Origin of the sequence: Photorhabdus hindustanensis, assembly GCF_002968995.1 — a bacterium.
GTDB classification, from domain to species: Bacteria; Pseudomonadota; Gammaproteobacteria; order Enterobacterales; family Enterobacteriaceae; genus Photorhabdus; species Photorhabdus akhurstii.
Map to the genome: position 1 here is coordinate 45,354 of NZ_PUWT01000052.1, position 17,768 is coordinate 63,121.

Here is a 17,768-nt window from a genome sequence, read left to right on the forward strand (position 1 = left end):
TAATGAAAATTAATTATCTTTATAATTGGCAAGCAGTGAACAACAAAGGCGAAATATCAAAAGGAAAATCACTATGTGATAACCGAAAATCTTTATATCAGCAACTTATTCATTCTGGATTACAACCTTATAATATAAAATGTGAAAAATTGATATTTTATCATCAACAACAAGTTGCTTACCGTCTGAATTTTATTCGTCAATTGGCAACACTATTATCATCAGGAATGCCATTACTAAATTGCCTCAATATTCTTATTCGTGAATGCGATCATCCACTATGGCACTGTGTATTATTAGATATTAGCAAGAAAATTACCCGTGGAGAATCATTTTCCTCCTCATTAAAAGATTATCCATTTCTATTTCCTCCTTTATTTTGTCAAATTATTACCGTTGGCGAATTGACCGGGCAATTAGAAATCTGTTGTCAATTATTAGTTAAACAACAGGAGCAACAAGATAAATTACAGAAGAAAATAGCAAAGGCATTGCGTTACCCTTTGATTATTATCATTGTTGCCAGCATCATTATTTTATTGATGCTTATTTTTGTTTTACCCGAATTTGAACATATTTACCATTCATTTGACGCACAACTTCCCCTGCTCACTCGTAGTTTATTAATAACTTCCAACTGGCTAATTCAATATGGTGGCTATGGTGTTATTGGACTAATTATACTGTTTCTATTTTATCTACAATTACGTCAACGTCATACAATATGGATCACTCGTGAAAAAAATCTGATGTTACGTTTACCCGTTATTGCAAAATTAATTAGTTGCCAGCAATTAGGGCAACTTTTCCATATCCTGTTTATGACACAAAAAGCGGGTCTGACACTCACCGCAGGGTTAGACAGTGCTATTGCATCAATAAATCATCCAGTATTTCTGCAAGCAACTAAATTCTTACGAGCTCAAATTAATCAAGGAATACCAATGAGCGAAACACTGAAACAACAATCTTGTTTTCCTGCTCTGTGTCAACAGTTTGTCAGTGTTGGCGAAGAATCTGGCAATCTGGAACTGTTATTAGGAAATCTCGCTAACTGGTACCAACAACAAGCATTGGAAATTTCTGATAATATGACCCAGTTATTAGAACCAATACTTATAGTCATAATAGCAATTATTGTCGGTACACTATTGCTCGCAATGTATTTACCCATTTTTCAGCTAGGTACGATACTCACCTAAGGTAAAAACGATTCCATCGCTTTGTCTCTAGGTCATCTGCCTCCTTTCGGTTACAATCCCGAAATAGTATCAAGTAATATTAAGGGATAGGATGACTTATATTATTGCACTCACAGGTGGGATTGGCAGCGGTAAAACCACTATCGCCAATGCTTTTGCAGCTCTTGGCGTTCCTCTTGTTGATGCAGATATTATTGCCAGAGAAGTCGTTGCTCCTGGAACGCCTGCTCTACAAGCCATCACAGAACACTTTGGTCATGACATATTGATACCCGATGGCAGCCTTAACCGAGCACTGTTACGCCAAAGAATATTCACAAACAAACAAGAAAAACAGTGGGTTAATCAACTTCTTCACCCTCTAATCCATCAAGAAACCCAACGGCAATTGAAACAGATAACCACACCTTATGTTATTTGGGTTGTTCCATTATTAGTCGAAAATAATTTGGGGCATCTGGCAGATCGGATTCTAGTCGTTGACGTTTCACCTGAATTACAAATCAGCCGGGTAGCCACTCGCGATGGCATTAGCAACCAACAGGTTGAAAATATTTTGGCTGCCCAGGCATCCCGTAGCGAGAGGCTGGCTTATGCCGATGACATTATCTCAAATCATGATAACGTACAGGCAATTGCTCCTCGTGTTGCCGAACTACATCAACAATATTTAAGGTTAGCTGGATCAGCCAGGCAGGATAATCATGATGAGTGACACAACCTCTACAATCATTTTTGAACACCCACTGAATGAAAAAATGCGGGCATGGTTGAGAATTGAATCTTCTCTGCAACAACTCACCAGTCAACGCCATTTAGACTCACTAGCAAGCAGCCTCGCCTTCTTCCGCACAGTGACTGAGTTACTTGAAGTGCTAGAACGAGGGGAAGTACGTTCAGAGTTGCTAAAAGAACTAGAACGCCAACAGGCAAAGTTAAAGCAATGGGCTGAAATACCCGATGTTGATATTAATATCGTCAATAGTTTCAGATTGAAATTGAAAGAGCGAGCTATCGCATTAAGTAAAGCACCACGGCTGGGACAATCCCTGAAAGAAGATAAAATTATCAGTATGGTGCGCCAACGTCTCAGTATTCCAAGTGGTTGTTGTGGTTTTGATCTACCCACTCTGCATCTATGGCTCCATTTACCGCAATCAGAAAGGGATAAAATGGTCGCATTCTGGATTGATAGTTTGCTACCTCTCCAACAAGCACTAGAAAGTATTTTAGAACTCATCCGCCAATCCGCTATTTTTCGTTCAGAAATCAGTAAAAACGGTTTTCATCAGAATACGGCAGAAGGCGCAGATTTACTGAGGTTACGTTTGCCATTAAAACCTTTACTGTTTCCTCAAATTTCCGGTCATAAGACCCGGTTTGCTATCCGTTTTTTACCATTGGATAATGAAAAAGGCTTCGTGCCTGCCCATTTACCATTTGAATTAGCCTGTTGCTAATATGACAAACTAATTATTAGGAAAGTTATTATGTCTGAGTTATTAACGATTGAATGTCCAACATGCGGTAAAACCGTAGTTTGGGGAGAAATAAGCCCATATCGTCCATTTTGCAGTAAGCGCTGTCAATTAATTGACTTAGGCGGGTGGGCAAATGAAGAGAAACGGATACCAAGCCAAAGTGAAAATTCCGATAGCGATGATTGGAGTGAACAACCTGAGCAATAACAAATAGCCGCGTTATTATAATGCGGCTATTAACAACTCAAGCAGTCAGTAATGCAACAATACTGCGATTAGCTGGCGGGAATTCATCAGCAATTAAATCTTTCTGTAATACCCACCGAGAAAGTTGCCCTTCTTTACCGAAAGGTTCATTTTCCCATCCATCCACTAAGAAGAAATACAGGGTAATCAACCTGTCAGGAAAATCATGTTCAACCGTTTTTACCAGCTCATAATGAGTAACAGTAATACCAATTTCTTCCTGTAATTCACGTACTAAAGCCTGCTCAGGCGTTTCCTCTTTCTCAACTTTCCCGCCAGGAAATTCCCAGAAACCACCCATATGGGCATCAGCATGACGCTGAGTAATAAAAATTTCATGTTGCGTATTTCTAATAATCCCAGCGGCTATATGTAGGTGTTTCTTTTCCATATTACTCTTACTTCTTCATCTATTATTCTTTTGATTGATCAACGACCAATAACCAAATGCTACATCCAACGTTATTCGCTTAAACCTAACAGCAAAAAGGCGGTTTCCCGCCTTTTTATCATTACTGCAAGCGCCCGTGGCAATGTTTATATTTTTTACCCGATCCACAAGGACAAGGATCATTACGGCCTACTTTACGAGCGCCACTGGCAATCTGTGCTTCTGTTGTAGACATCAATGCGCCTTTTTCAACTTCATGGCTTAATTGCTGTTGCCTTGCCAAACGTTCAGCTTCCGCCCGGCGCTGTTGCTCCAATGCCTCTACTTCTTCCGGCAATCTCACTTGAACTTTGCTCAATGTACTAATCACTTCATATTTCAGCGATTCCAACATGTTTGCAAACATAGCGAAAGATTCACGTTTATATTCCTGTTTTGGATCTTTCTGAGCATAACCACGTAAATGGATACCCTGACGTAGGTAATCCATTGCTGCCAGATGCTCTTTCCACAACATATCCAGAGTCTGCAACATGATACCCTTTTCGAAGTTACGCATCATTTCAATGCCAACAATCTCTTCTTTACGTTTATAGACTTCAACAGCCTGTTCAAGAATACGCTCACGCAACGTCTCTTCATGTAGTTCAGGCTCTTTATCCAACCACTCTTTGATCTGCAACTCCAAATCGAAATCAGTCATTAAACGTTGCTGCAAACCTTCCACATCCCACATTTCTTCCAGAGATTGAGGGGGAATATAAGCATCAATGGTTGCTTTAAATACATCTTCACGAATGCTGCTAATGGTTTCACTAACATCACTCACATCCAGCAAATCGTTACGTTGAGCATAAATAGCACGACGCTGATCGTTAGCAACATCATCGTACTCCAGCAATTGCTTACGTATATCGAAGTTACGGCTCTCCACTTTACGTTGAGCATTGGCAATGGCTTTGGTTACCCAAGGATGTTCAATTGCCTCACCGGGTTTCATACCCAGTTTACGCATCATGCCGGTGACACGATCAGAGGCAAAAATACGCATCAGTGAATCTTCCATTGATAAATAGAAACGGGACGATCCCGCATCCCCTTGACGACCGGAACGCCCACGTAACTGATTATCAATACGACGAGATTCATGACGTTCCGTACCGATAATATGCAAACCGCCTGCGGCCAGAACCATATCATGACGTTCCTGCCATGCAGCTTTAATCTCTTCAATCTGAGCTTCTGTTGGTTCTGGCAGTTTAGCAATTTCTGCCTGCCAACTACCGCCTAGCATAATATCCGTACCACGACCAGCCATGTTAGTCGCAATAGTTACCGCGCCCACTTGACCAGCCTGAGCAATAATATCCGCTTCCATTGCATGAAACTTGGCGTTAAGTACGTTGTGCTTGATATCCGCTTTAGTCAGTTCATGAGAAACCAGTTCAGACTTTTCAATAGAAATAGTCCCCACCAATACAGGCTGCCCTTTATCGGTACGTTCGCGGATATCTTCAATGATAGCTTCAATTTTTTCAGCTTCGGTCATATAAACCAGATCCGGCAAATCATCACGGATCATTGGGCGGTTTGTCGGCACCACAATGGTATCGAGCTTATAAATAGAGCTAAATTCAAATGCTTCTGTATCGGCTGTACCGGTCATACCCGCCAGTTTTTCATACAACCGGAAGTAGTTTTGGAAAGTGATAGAAGCCAGGGTTTGGTTCTCATTCTGAATTTCTACACCTTCTTTAGCTTCAACAGCCTGATGCAATCCATCAGACCAACGACGCCCCTGCATGGTACGGCCAGTATGTTCATCAACAATAATGACTTCACCCTCTTTCACGATATAGTCAACATCGCGGGTAAACAACGCATGGGCACGTAACGCAGCCGTAACATGGTGCATTAGCATGATATTGGTTGGCGAATATAGGGATTCACCTTCTTCCATCAATTTGGCTTCCGACAGTAATTGTTCAATCAAAACCAAACCGCGTTCCGTCAAGTTAACCTGACGGGACTTTTCGTCGACAGAAAAGTGACCTTCTCCCTGGAAAGTCTCTGAATCATCTTTTTCCTGACGAATCAATTTAGGGATCAACTTATTGACTTTGATATAAAGTTCAGAGCTATCTTCCGCGGGGCCAGAGATAATCAATGGCGTCCGCGCTTCGTCAATCAGAATGGAGTCAACTTCATCCACTAGCGCATAATGTAATTTACGCTGCACACGCTCTTCCGGGCTAAACGCCATGTTGTCACGAAGATAATCAAAGCCATATTCGTTGTTAGTACCATAAGTAATATCCGCCGCATATGCCTGGCGTTTAACAGGTGCCGGCATACCTGGCAGGTTAATACCAACGCTCAACCCCAAAAATTCAAACAGTGGGCGGTTATTTTCAGCGTCGCGCTGTGCCAGATAATCATTCACTGTGACTACGTGAACACCACGCCCTGTTAATGCATTCAAATAAGCAGGCAAAGTCGCTGTCAGTGTTTTACCTTCACCAGTACGCATCTCAGCAATACAACGTTCATTCAGAACCATCCCCCCCAATAACTGAACGTCGAAATGACGCATAGCAAACACGCGCTTACTCGCTTCACGTACTGTTGCAAATGCTTCAGGCAACAAATTTTCCAGCGATTCCCCCTTTTCTAAACGGGTACGAAATTCGGCAGTTTTACCCTTCAATTCATCATCAGACAATTTTTCAAACTCTGGCTCCATGCGGTTGATCACATCAACAACTTTACGCATACGACGCAGTGTACGGTCATTACGACTACCAAAAACCTTTGTTAATAATTTAATCAGCATAGTTAATTACATCTCAGATAAGGCCGTTATCTCGCAGCCAACAAATAGTTATTTATTATTTCGGAATTTGTAAAAAAACGAAGATTCAGAGATAAGCAGTAGGACCTGCACGGATACCTTGGGCTTTAGCAATCCAAAACGTCGGAGTATAAGAAGATTGTGATGCAATATTCAGGAATGGTATATCTGGAACTGATTCAGGCGGCTTAGGTTTCTGAGTTAATAGTGCATTCAGAGTTTCTAGTACAAGCTGCTGAATACTGGAAGAACTTAACCGGATACTTTGTTTTGTTGTTTCATCGTTCATAGGTTGAGAAACAGAAAAAACAAAAGAAAGCTGCCTGATCACATTGCGTACCGCATGTTGTTGCCAGTAATTAACGCCATTGGCAGGCTGATGTTGAACATTCTGCAATGAGAATAGGTTATCAAAAGCTGATAAAGCCTGATTTTGCCAACTCTGGCTAGGGGAGGTATTAGTTTGTGAAATATTATCGGCAGCACCCGCTAAAATGGTAGGAACGCCAATACTTGCCGCAACCACCCCTAATAACAGATGTGACCAGAAATAACGTCTGCCAAATTGTCGCCAAAGATTTAGAATACCCATTAATCCTTCATCATACCGGAGCTACTGTTATTATGCGCGATAGCCGCCCACAATCATTAGATGTTCTTTTTGAAGACGTCGCTGCCGTTGAGAAAAGCCCGCTTCATGTTATCCAGCAACGTGCCGTCGCTTTGTTAAAACTCAACCGTGCCGTTATCAGCTTGCTTCCCGCACAATTACATCCGTGGTGTCGGGTCGCTAATTATCGCAAACAAATTCTGGTACTGGAAGCAGGAAACGCCAGTTGGATGACCAGATTACGTTACGAGCTGCCAACGCTGCTTTCTACACTAAGAAGCGAAATTCTACCATCATTGTCATCTATCGACATCAGGATTAACCCATCACTTATGATTAAGCATGGCAATAATGCGCAGAGCTTCGCAAAAACGATGAGCAATGATCACAAAACGTTACCGATGCGTCAGTTAAGTCAAGAGAGTGCGAAAGAATTAATAGTGCTAGCAAACCGCAGCCCAAAAAAGTTGAAGGAAAGATTAGAGCGATTAGCTGCACTGGCCGGAGAGAGTGCCAGCACAGCTAAAAAATAAGCGCTAACGCTGAGTAAAAAACATCAGCGAGAACAAAATCACTGATAACATAACTCACTGATATATCATTGAATTACTCTCAGCACACTAGAGAGTTACGCCATTACAGTTGATGGAGCACGAAAAGCTAATGGCATTTCAGCTTCATCTTCGAAAGTGATCAGTTCCCATGCACTTTCTTGCGCCAGAACTGCCTGCAATAGTTTATTGTTCAACGCATGGCCCGATTTGAACGCAGTAAACGCGCCAATGATGTTATAGCCACACATAAACAGATCACCAATTGCATCCAGCATTTTATGACGGACAAATTCGTCTTCAAAACGCAAGCCATCTTCATTAAGTACACGATAGTCATCAACAACAATCGCACAATCAAAGCTGCCGCCTAAGCATAAACCTTTAGATTGTAAGTATTCAATATCACGCATAAAGCCAAATGTACGTGCACGACTGATTTGACGAACAAACGCTTCTGCCGAGAAATCCAGACAGTAACGTTGAGAGCTTGAATCAATCGCAGGATGATTGAAGTCAATAGTGAAATCCAGACTGAAACCATTATAAGGTGTCATCTCTGCCCACTTATCCCCCTCCTCCACACGTACAGTTTCCTTAATACGCAGGAATTTTTTCGCTACGTTCAGCTCTTCAATGCCCGCATCCAGCAGCAGGAAAACAAACGGGCTGGCACTACCATCCATAATAGGAATTTCTGGCGCGTCAACGTCGATAATAATATTATCGATACCTAACCCCGCAAGCGCTGCATTCAGGTGCTCAACCGTTGAGATTCGCACGTCATGCTCATTTACCAGGCAAGTACAGAGCATAGTATCACGCACGGATTTTGCATCTGCCGGAAAATCAACCGGTGGATTCAAGTCAGTGCGGCGATAGATGACCCCGGTATTAGCCGGTGCTGGGCGCATTGTTAGCGTGACTTTTTTACCGGTGTGTAAACCGACGCCAGTCGCCTGAACAATACGTTTAAGTGTCCTTTGTTTGATCATCGTTTTATCTCGCAATGTTATCCATCCTGCCAACCACTATACACTATGGTTGGCGGGGGAGTTTAGCACAAAAAGCGGAGAATCCAATTTTTTAGCTATTAATCGGCCTGTTTACGTAAAAATGCAGGAATATCCAAATAATCGGGCTCCTTGCTAGTTTGTACGCTCTGGTCATTCACCACTTTTGCCGCTGGTTTATTTTCTTCAGACAATGAAGACATACCGCCAGACATGTGCTGATGACGGTGTTCCATTACACTTGACTGAGAAGACTTATTGGTAACCAACGTAATTTCAGGACGTTTATCCATACCAATACCGGTGGCAACCACAGTCACACGCAACTCATCGTTCATGTCTGGGTCCAGAGAGGTACCGATCACGACGGTTGCATTATCAGATGCAAATGCGCGGATCGTGTTACCCACTGTTTCGAACTCATCCAAACGCAGATCAAAGCCAGCAGTAATGTTAACCAGAACACCACGAGCACCCGACAAGTCGATATCTTCCAGCAGTGGACTGGAAATCGCCATCTCAGCGGCCTCTTCTGCGCGATCTTCACCCTGTGCAATACCGGAACCCATCATGGCGTAGCCCATTTCGGACATCACGGTACGCACGTCAGCAAAGTCAACATTCATCAGCCCTGGACGCGTGATCAATTCAGCGATGCCCTGAACCGCGCCTTTCAAAACGTCATTAGCTGCGCCGAAAGCATCCAGTAGTGAAATGCCACGGCCAAGCACTTTCAACAGCTTGTCGTTAGGGATAGTAATCAATGAATCTACATGCTTGGACAATTCAGTGATCCCTTGTTCGGCAAACGCCATGCGTTTCTTACCTTCGAAATTGAAAGGCTTAGTCACCACAGCAACGGTCAGAATTCCAAGCTCTTTTGCAATTTCAGCTACCACAGGCGCTGCGCCAGTACCGGTACCTCCCCCCATACCGGCAGCGATAAATACCATATCCGCACCATCAAGCGCGGTGCGCAATGCCTCCCGATCTTCTTGAGCAGCAGTACGACCAACTTCCGGATTTGCCCCAGCTCCCAAACCTTTAGTAATACCATTACCAATCTGGATAGTCTGGCCGACAGCCGTTTTACGCAATGCCTGAGCATCCGTATTTACTGCAAAGAATTCGACACCTTCGATGCGCTCACGCACCATGTGCTCAACAGCGTTACCGCCGCCACCGCCGACGCCGATGACCTTAATCACCGCGTCATTGGTTAATTCTATTGGTTCAAACATATAGTTTCTCTCCGCTTTGTGCCTTTATATCGAGGCTAAAGAAAACGCAGCCTCTGTATAAAATTAAAACTCTTTTTTCAGCCAGCTACTGACTCTCTTAAACCAGCGACTCACTGAAGCATGTTTTTCAATATCCGCATCACCATTAAGATGAGAGGCTTTCCCGTAATGCAGCAACCCCACAGCTGTTGAATAATAGGGTTGCTGCGCATAGTCCGTCAGACCAGTAATATTAAGAGGTTGACCAATACGCACCTGAGCGTGGAACACACGCTGGGCACATTCAGCCAAGCCATCAATCTGAGCGCCACCACCAGTCAAGACAATACCCGCAGCCAGATGGTGTTTAACCCCCTGCTGGCGTAACTGTTCCTGCAATCGCAAGATTTCATCATTCACTAAATTCAGTAATTCGATGTAACGCGGCTCAATCACCTCAGCCAACGTCTGACGCTGTAAGCTACGTGGTGGACGTCCCCCGACACTTGGCACTTCCACACTTTCATCTTTGCTGACTAACGAACCTAGTGCGCAACCGTGACGTACTTTTATCGTTTCTGCATCGCTTGGCGGCGTACCAAAGGCATAAGCAATATCACTGGTGACAACGTTGCCGGCATAAGGGATAACTTTGGTATGACGCAGCGCTCCGCCGGTATACACCGCAATATCCATCGTCCCGCCGCCGATATCTACCACGCAAACGCCCAATTCACGCTCGTCTTCGGTCAAAACAGCATAGCTGGCGGCCAACCCGGAAAAAATAAGCTGGTCGACTTTCAAACCACAGCGCTCAACGGCTTTTGCAATATTTTTCGCCATATCATTATGACAGGTAATCAAGTGAACTTTCGCCTGCATACGCACACCGGAAAGTCCCACCGGATTTTTAATGCCTTCCTGATAATCGATGGCATATTCTTGCGGAATAACATGCAGTATTCGGTATTCATCACGCACACGAACTGATTTGGCAGTATGAACAACATTGTCTACATCTTCCTGAGTAACCTCCTCTTCGGAAATAGGAACCATCCCGATTTCATTCTGACAACTAATATGTTTTCCAGATAACGCCAGATAAACAGAGGAAATTTGACAATCTGCCATCAATTCAGCCTGATCAATAGCCCGCTGTACACATTTAACAACCGACTCCAGGTCGTTTACACCGCCTTTATCCATACCGCGGGATGGACAGCTTCCCACCCCGATAATATTAACCATACCATCGGGCAGAATTTCACCAACAAGGGCAGATACCTTTGCTGTGCCAATTTCTAGGCCAACTACTAATTTTCTGTCCGTCGATTTGATCATCGTTGTTCTGCCTGCCTCATATAATTATTGCCAGTAATTGTTTATTGCCCTTTGGCCGGAGCATTAGGATCACCAATAGGTAAAGGCGCCCAACCTACCGCTGCGCCACTGTCATAACGCAAATCCACGTAATCCACTCTTTTCTCTGTGTTCTGCTGTAACAGCGGATAAAGCTCGATAAAACGCTTAATACGGCCTGTTGTATCCATTCTTCCCAGCTTTAGCTGGACACCATTATCCAGCGTCAATTGCCAAGAACGACGCGCCGTCATTGCCGCCGCTTTTAATTTCAGTTTATTGGCAGCGAGAAGTTTAGCCATAGCTCGGTAACCATCAAGTACTTCTTTTTCATTACCTTGTGGGCCATAAAGCATCGGGAAATACCCTTTAACTTCCCATTCAGCCGGAATGCTGAATACCTGACCTTCAGCATCCAACATCTGTGTTTCATTCCAGCGTGCATAAGGAACATATTCTACCAGATGAATTCTCAGTTCATCAGGCCACTGTTTACGGACAGTGACTTGCCTTATCCACGGCATCCGTTCAATTTGTTGCTGAATGATATTCACATCCTGCGTCATGAAAGTTCCCGGTTGCCCTAATGACAAAATTGCCTGCCGGATATCATCGTTGGTAGTGTAGTGACGCTCACCCGTTACCACCAGTTTTGAAATAGGCAATCTGTTCGCATCTTTCATCCAGTTAAGGACGGCCCAACCTCCCCAAATAATGGTCCCAATTACCATCAGGAAGAAGATAAGCCCTGCCAGGTAAGAGCCGTTACTAGGACGAGAACTGCTATTTTCATTATCCCGTCCCCTTACTTTCAGGGCCGCTTGAGACATATCAATCAGCCAACTCCAAAATCTTTGCCACCAATTGTGAAAAACTTAATCCAGCCTGACGCGCAGCCATCGGCACCAAGCTGTGACCAGTCATCCCTGGCGATGTATTCACCTCCAGCAGATAGAAACCACCATCACTATCCATCATGATATCTACCCGTCCCCAACCACTACATCCTACTGATTGATAAGCTTTAAGCGCCATTTCTACCAATTGCTGCTCTTTTTCATCACTTAAGCCGCTTGGACAAAAATACTGTGTTTCTTCAGACAGATATTTTGCATCATAATCATAAAAAACAGCAGCGGGTTGAATACGAATAGAAGGTAAAGCTGCATCGCCAAGGATAGCTACCGTGTATTCCGGGCCGTACAACCACTTTTCTATCAGTAAATCAACGTCATAACGAAACGCTGCCTCTAATGCGCCACGCAACTCCGAAATCTCATTAACCTTAGTCATACCAACACTGGAACCTTCCAGACTTGGCTTAACAATTAATGGCAGACCTAAATCTGCTACATATTCTTGGAGTTGAAAATCCGTCAATCGTTCAAATTGCTGAGAATTCATTGAAACATATGGCGAAACAGTCAATCCAATCCCTTGCCATAACTGTTTTGTGCGCAATTTGTCCATTGACAGTGCCGAGGCCATCACGCCACTACCGGTATAGGGTAACTGCAAAAATTCTAATACACCTTGCAAAGTACCATCTTCCCCACCGCGCCCATGAAGCGCGATAAAGACTTTCTCAAATCCGGCCTCTTTAAGTTGAGTCACAGGAAAATCTTTTGTATCAACTGGATGAGCATCAATACCTGCTTCTCTCAATCCAGCCAACACGGCGTGTCCCGATAACAGCGAAACTTCACGTTCAGCGGAAGTTCCCCCCAACAGTACCGCGACTTTCTCAGCCATTGTGTTTTTCCTCATTCAAAGATGGCTGTAATTTTGTTTCAGCCAGATTACGCGCTATTTTGCCTATATTGCCGGCCCCTTGAACCAGAATTAAATCATTACCATCCAGCACCTGTGCCAATGCAGAGGTCACCTTTGCCGGATCAGATACCAAAATCGGATCTAACTTACCGCGACTACGGATAGTACGGCACAACGAACGACTATCCGCCCCCGGAATAACCGCTTCACCCGCAGAGTAAACATCCAACATCAACAATACATCTACCTGATTCAATACATTGGCAAAGTCATCGTATAAATCACGGGTTCGGGTATAACGATGAGGTTGAAATATCATCACAATACGTTTATCCGGCCAGCCAGCACGGGCGGCTTTAATGGTTGCATCCACTTCCGTTGGATGATGGCCATAATCATCAACCAACATTACACTGCCACCTTTGCCGTTAACATGTTCCAGAGAAAAACTGCCCAAAAAATCAAAACGGCGTCCGGTTCCCTGAAAACCTGCCAACGCAGCCAAAATATCACTGCCAGAAATCCCCTCTTCAGTCGCAACAGCCACTGCCGCCGCAGCATTCAGCGCATTATGACGACCAGGTGCATTCAATACGACTTTCAGATCCGCCATATCTTGACGACTGACAGTAAAATATCCCTGAGCGCCTTTTTGCACATAATGGGTAATACGCACATCTGCTTCTTCACTAAAACCATACGTCGTGATATAGCGCCCCACACGAGGAATTAACTCTTTGACAACCGGATCATCAATGCACATAACTGCACGCCCATAGAACGGTAAGTTGTGCAAGAAGTTAATAAACGTCTGTTTCAGGTTTTCGAAGTCACCATGATAGGTATCCATATGGTCTGCTTCGATATTCGTAATGACCGCCACCATCGGCTGCAAATGCAAGAAGGAGGCATCACTTTCGTCAGCTTCCGCAATTAAATAACGGCTACTGCCAAGACGAGCATGTGTTCCCGCGGCTTTAACCAAACCACCATTCACAAAAGTGGGATCTAAGCCAGCCTGTGCATAGATGCTAGAAATCATCGCCGTTGTGGTTGTTTTACCGTGAGTCCCGGCAATAGCAATACCATGACGATAGCGCATGAGTTCCGCCAACATCTCCGCTCTGCGAATAACCGGAATTCGGGCCTCACGAGCCGCAACAATTTCCGGGTTATCCGCCTGGATTGCGCTTGAAGCCACAACCACACTGGCATCCAGTATATTTTCAGGACGATGGTTAAAATAAATCTGAGCGCCCAACTTAGTCAGTTGCCGAGTTACCGGGTTTGGCGCCAAATCAGATCCACTAATCTGATAACCTTCATTAGCCAACACTTCGGCGATCCCCCCCATGCCAGCACCACCAATGCCAACAAAGTGGATGTGCCTGACTTTTCTCATCTCAGGCACGAAAGCTCTTAATTTCGCCAGTTGTTGTGTATTCACGTTTTCTTCTTCACTATGTATGTTTGCTTCACCGCCCCTTTTAAGGCGGTCTAAATTACTTTTTTGCCGCATCGATTAATGCCGCCGATACTCGCTCAGTTGCATCAACAATTGCTGCTGAACGGGCTTTTTCCGCCATTTCCAACAATTGTGGCCGTTGCCACTGAGTTAACAATTCGATTACTGCATCAACCGTAAATTGTGGTTGCTCCAGTATTTTTGCCGCGCCAACCTTTTCTAGAGGTAACGCATTCCAGTATTGCTGACGATCTTTATGCTGAAATGGCACAAAAATCCCAGGTAATCCCGCAGCAGACACTTCACTAACCGTCAACGCGCCAGAGCGACAAATCACCACATCAGCCCAAGCATAAGCTTGTGCCATATCGTCAATAAACTCAGTAATCTTATGTTGGCATTTAACTGAATTGTTATAGGCATGCTGAACACTTTCTTTAGCCCCTTTGCCTGTCTGATGCCAAAGCGTAATTTTATCACCCATACCGGCGGCAATTTCAGGCATTGCCTGGTTAAGAATTCTCGCCCCCTGACTGCCACCAACAACCAGAACCCGAATCGGACCTTCACGCCCTGCCAAACGTTGTTTAGGTACAGGCAGTGCCAACACATCTTCGCGAACAGGGTTGCCCACAACGGGGGCTTTTGGAAATGCACCGGGAAAGGCTTGTAAAACAGTCGTAGCAATTTTAGCCAACCACCGGTTTGTCAGCCCGGCAATACCATTCTGTTCATGCAACACAACCGGAACACCGCACATCCACGCAGCAATACCGCCGGGACCAGAAACATATCCCCCCATGCCAAGCACGACATCTGGCTGATAGCGACGTAGAATCACCTTTGCCTGACGGATTGCTTTGAAAATTCGGACCGGGGCAGCTAACAATGCTTTGATCCCTTTACCTCGCAGACCAGAAATCTGAATAAATTCAATGTCAATGCCATGTTTCGGTACTAAATCGGCTTCCATCCGATCCGCTGTTCCCAACCAGAGAACGTCCCAGCCCTGGTCTTTTAAATGATGAGCTACAGCCAACCCTGGGAAGACATGTCCTCCGGTTCCACCTGCCATCACCATTAAACGCCGGGTTTTGTCACTCATCGGGGGCTCCTTACAAACGCCTGAGCTTTTGCCAAGCGTGTTTCAAAATCAATTCTTAATAGCAATACGATAGCTGTCGACATAATCAGCAAACTTGAACCACCGTAACTAATCAAAGGTAAAGTCAACCCTTTAGTTGGTAACATACCTGCGGCGGCCCCAACGTTAACCAGAGCCTGAAAACTGAACCAGATACCTACCGAACAAGCCAGAAAACCCGAAAAACGCTGATCCATCTGTAATGCGCGACGACCTATCGTCATTGCGCGAAAAGCGACGAAGAATATCATTAACAACACCAAAACCACACCTACGTAACCTAATTCTTCTGCCAAAACAGAGAAAATAAAGTCAGTATGCGCTTCCGGCAGGTATTCCAATTTCTGTACTGAATTTCCTAGTCCTTGCCCTAAAAATTCCCCACGACCAAAAGCCATCAAAGATTGCGTTAATTGATAACCTTTGCCGTATGGATCTTCCCAAGGGTCCAGAAAGGAAGTTACACGGCGTATACGGTAAGGTTCAGCAATGATTAACAAAACCACCGCGAATACCCCTGAACCAATAATCGCGAGAAACTGCCATAGCTTTGCCCCAGCCAGAAATAGCATTGCCAGCGTTGTTACAAACAGTACAACCACGGTTCCCAAGTCAGGTTGAGCCAGAAGCAACACCGCTAACACAACCATCACGCCCATTGGCTTACAGAACCCCCAAAAATTATTCCGCACTTCCTCTACTTTGCGCACCAAATAACTGGCGAGATAGCAAAATAGAGAAAGTTTCGATAACTCAGCAGGTTGAATTCTCAAAGGCCCAATGGCAATCCAACGCGATGCCCCATTTACTGAATTTCCCACCACCAGAACAACCAGCAACAAAATAACGGAAATAAGCAGCATCAGATTGCTATAACGTTGCCAGAAATCCATCGGGATACGCAGTGTGATCAATGACAACCCGAAAGCCAGCAAGAGATAAATCGCATCACGCTTAGCAAACAGAAACGGATCTTCTGCAAGACGCTGCCCAACCGGCATTGATGCTGATGTCACCATGACAAAGCCGATAATTCCCAATCCGAGTGTCAGCCAAACCAGTGTGCGATCATACAACACCATATTGGCGGCATCAGTTTCACGGCCACCAATAACCCAGTCTTTTAATCTACTGAATCCCGGAATAGACATCAGCCCAACTCCTCTGCCAAACGAGTAAACTCATGACCCCGCTGTTCAAAATTACGGAACTGATCAAGGCTTGCACAAGCAGGAGATAACAGCACCATGTCACCCGCCACCAGCCGCGGAACAATATCACGTATCGCCTGTTCCATAGTTTCAGTTAATGTCGCTATTTCCGGGCGTAGTTGCGCCAGTCGTTTCCCATCCCGACCAAAGCAGTAAAACCGAATTTTATCCCCACAAAGAAGAGGCTTGAGCGGAGAAAAGTCTGCCGACTTGCCATCACCACCTAACAGCAAATAAAGCGTGCCCTCTAGGTTCAGACCATCGAGCGCCGCCACCGTACTGCCAACATTGGTCGCCTTAGAATCGTTAACCCAACGCACCCCGTTGTTCAAATGAACAAGTTGGAAACGATGGTCAAGCCCTGGATAAACCGTCAATGTCGCCAAACTGGCTTCACGGGGAATACCAACCGCATCAGCTAAAGCTAATGCAACCAACCCATTGACGTAGTTATGTCGTCCAGTCAGCTTAATTTCATTTGTCGCCAGCAGTGATTGGTTGTGAACTTTCAAACAGGCATTTTCACTATCAAGCTGGTAGTCGCCACAATCGACACCAAAGCTGACACAACGGCTGTCCATACCCGTTTCAGGCAGTGTCAGAGGATCTTGAGCATTCACAATGCATCTCTTCGCCTGACAATAAATCCTCAATTTAGCCGCCCGGTACTGAGATACCCCATGAGGATAACGATCCATATGGTCCTCAGTCACATTAAGCACAGCGGCGGCTGTTGCGTTCAGGCCATATGTGGTTTCCAACTGGAAGCTGGAGAGTTCTAAGACATAAAGCTGACAAGATTTCTTCAACAATTCTAATGCAGGCAGGCCAATATTACCGCCAACCCCCACCTGCCAATTAGCCGCTTTCGCCATTTCACCGACAAGACTGGTAACGGTACTTTTACCATTAGAGCCAGTAATAGCGACTATCGGAGCTGTTGCTTCACGGCAAAACAACTCGATATCGCCAACAATTTCAATACCTGCATTAGCCGCAACCTGCAATTCCGCCGTTGCCAAAGCAACGCCTGGGCTTACAACAATCAAGTCAGCATCCATCAACCAACCCGTATTCAGGCTTCCACTGTGACACTCAACACCATCGGGCAGCTTATCCTTACCGGGTGGCGCCGCACGCGTATCCATCACTCGCGGGATCACACCTCGTGCCATAAAAAAGTCAACACAGGAGAGACCTGTCAGCCCCAACCCGACAATAACGACTTTTTTACCCAAATAATCCGCCATG

General features: G+C 44.9%; 17 protein-coding genes. 5 read left to right on the forward strand and 12 right to left on the reverse strand.

Translation table 11 applies throughout. The features are described 5' to 3' along the window. Nucleotides 1-2 precede the first annotated feature (2 nt). The 4 genes from hofC to yacG all read left to right on the forward strand — a co-directional run bounded on the left by hofC (nt 3) and on the right by yacG (nt 2,890). Nucleotides 3-1,202 carry a protein transport protein HofC gene (gene hofC, locus C6H66_RS17870; RefSeq protein ID WP_105396281.1) on the forward strand — a complete coding sequence of 400 codons (1,200 nt, stop codon included), beginning with the start codon at nt 3-5 and terminating at the stop codon, nt 1,200-1,202. A 91-nt stretch (nt 1,203-1,293) separates the two neighbouring features. Next, entirely contained in the window at nt 1,294-1,917 is a 624-nt protein-coding gene (gene coaE / locus C6H66_RS17875; protein WP_046395690.1) for a dephospho-CoA kinase, read from the forward strand. Next, a complete protein-coding gene (gene zapD / locus C6H66_RS17880) occupies nt 1,910-2,662 on the forward strand; it encodes a cell division protein ZapD (RefSeq protein ID WP_046395691.1) in 753 nt (250 codons plus the stop codon). The genes coaE and zapD overlap by 8 nt, the downstream gene beginning before the upstream one ends. Before the next feature lie 30 nt (nt 2,663-2,692). Continuing rightward, complete coding sequence (gene yacG / locus C6H66_RS17885; protein WP_036777504.1) at nt 2,693-2,890, forward strand: DNA gyrase inhibitor YacG; 198 nt, start codon at nt 2,693-2,695, stop codon at nt 2,888-2,890. Nucleotides 2,891-2,927: 37 nt separating this feature from the next. On the opposite strand, the gene mutT is transcribed toward yacG, so the two are convergent. From mutT to secM, 3 genes are all read right to left on the reverse strand, one after another. Next, nucleotides 2,928-3,320 carry an 8-oxo-dGTP diphosphatase MutT gene (gene mutT, locus C6H66_RS17890; protein ID WP_046395692.1) on the reverse strand — a complete coding sequence of 131 codons (393 nt, stop codon included), beginning with the start codon at nt 3,318-3,320 and terminating at the stop codon, nt 2,928-2,930. 121 nt (nt 3,321-3,441) lie between these two features. Next, nucleotides 3,442-6,153, reverse strand: coding sequence for a preprotein translocase subunit SecA (gene secA / locus C6H66_RS17895; RefSeq protein ID WP_046395693.1), 2,712 nt, complete (start codon nt 6,151-6,153; stop codon nt 3,442-3,444). Between the two features lie 85 nt (nt 6,154-6,238). Further along, nucleotides 6,239-6,763, reverse strand: coding sequence for a secA translation cis-regulator SecM (gene secM / locus C6H66_RS17900; RefSeq protein ID WP_046395694.1), 525 nt, complete (start codon nt 6,761-6,763; stop codon nt 6,239-6,241). 32 nt (nt 6,764-6,795) lie between these two features. Here secM and C6H66_RS17905 point away from each other — a divergent pair, with 32 nt between their 5' ends. Beyond that, nucleotides 6,796-7,314, forward strand: coding sequence for a DUF721 domain-containing protein (locus tag C6H66_RS17905; protein WP_105396282.1), 519 nt, complete (start codon nt 6,796-6,798; stop codon nt 7,312-7,314). Nucleotides 7,315-7,409: 95 nt separating this feature from the next. On the opposite strand, the gene lpxC is transcribed toward C6H66_RS17905, so the two are convergent. The 9 genes from lpxC to murD all read right to left on the reverse strand — a co-directional run bounded on the left by lpxC (nt 7,410) and on the right by murD (nt 17,767). Beyond that, a complete protein-coding gene (gene lpxC / locus C6H66_RS17910) occupies nt 7,410-8,327 on the reverse strand; it encodes a UDP-3-O-acyl-N-acetylglucosamine deacetylase (RefSeq protein WP_046395695.1) in 918 nt (305 codons plus the stop codon). A gap of 98 nt (nt 8,328-8,425) precedes the next feature. After that, nucleotides 8,426-9,586 carry a cell division protein FtsZ gene (gene ftsZ, locus C6H66_RS17915; protein WP_036810822.1) on the reverse strand — a complete coding sequence of 387 codons (1,161 nt, stop codon included), beginning with the start codon at nt 9,584-9,586 and terminating at the stop codon, nt 8,426-8,428. Nucleotides 9,587-9,649: 63 nt separating this feature from the next. Further along, the gene (ftsA, locus tag C6H66_RS17920) at nt 9,650-10,906 is read right to left on the reverse strand and encodes a cell division protein FtsA (RefSeq protein ID WP_036777496.1); all 1,257 of its coding nucleotides are present in this window, start codon (nt 10,904-10,906) and stop codon (nt 9,650-9,652) included. A gap of 41 nt (nt 10,907-10,947) precedes the next feature. Further along, on the reverse strand, nt 10,948-11,754 hold the full coding sequence (gene ftsQ / locus C6H66_RS17925; RefSeq protein ID WP_046395696.1) for a cell division protein FtsQ: 807 nt from the start codon (nt 11,752-11,754) through the stop codon (nt 10,948-10,950). Between the two features lies 1 nt (nt 11,755). After that, the gene (locus C6H66_RS17930; protein WP_046395697.1) at nt 11,756-12,676 is read right to left on the reverse strand and encodes a D-alanine--D-alanine ligase; all 921 of its coding nucleotides are present in this window, start codon (nt 12,674-12,676) and stop codon (nt 11,756-11,758) included. Continuing rightward, nucleotides 12,669-14,144, reverse strand: coding sequence for a UDP-N-acetylmuramate--L-alanine ligase (gene murC, locus C6H66_RS17935; protein WP_105396295.1), 1,476 nt, complete (start codon nt 14,142-14,144; stop codon nt 12,669-12,671). Before murC ends, C6H66_RS17930 begins: the two co-directional genes overlap by 8 nt. Before the next feature lie 55 nt (nt 14,145-14,199). Then, nucleotides 14,200-15,267 (reverse strand): undecaprenyldiphospho-muramoylpentapeptide beta-N-acetylglucosaminyltransferase, encoded by a 1,068-nt coding sequence (gene murG / locus C6H66_RS17940; protein ID WP_046395698.1) that lies wholly within the window; start codon nt 15,265-15,267, stop codon nt 14,200-14,202. Further along, the gene (gene ftsW, locus C6H66_RS17945; RefSeq protein ID WP_046395699.1) at nt 15,264-16,457 is read right to left on the reverse strand and encodes a cell division protein FtsW; all 1,194 of its coding nucleotides are present in this window, start codon (nt 16,455-16,457) and stop codon (nt 15,264-15,266) included. The genes murG and ftsW overlap by 4 nt, the downstream gene beginning before the upstream one ends. Further along, complete coding sequence (murD, locus tag C6H66_RS17950; protein ID WP_105396283.1) at nt 16,457-17,767, reverse strand: UDP-N-acetylmuramoyl-L-alanine--D-glutamate ligase; 1,311 nt, start codon at nt 17,765-17,767, stop codon at nt 16,457-16,459. The genes ftsW and murD overlap by 1 nt, the downstream gene beginning before the upstream one ends. Nucleotide 17,768 lies beyond the last annotated feature (1 nt).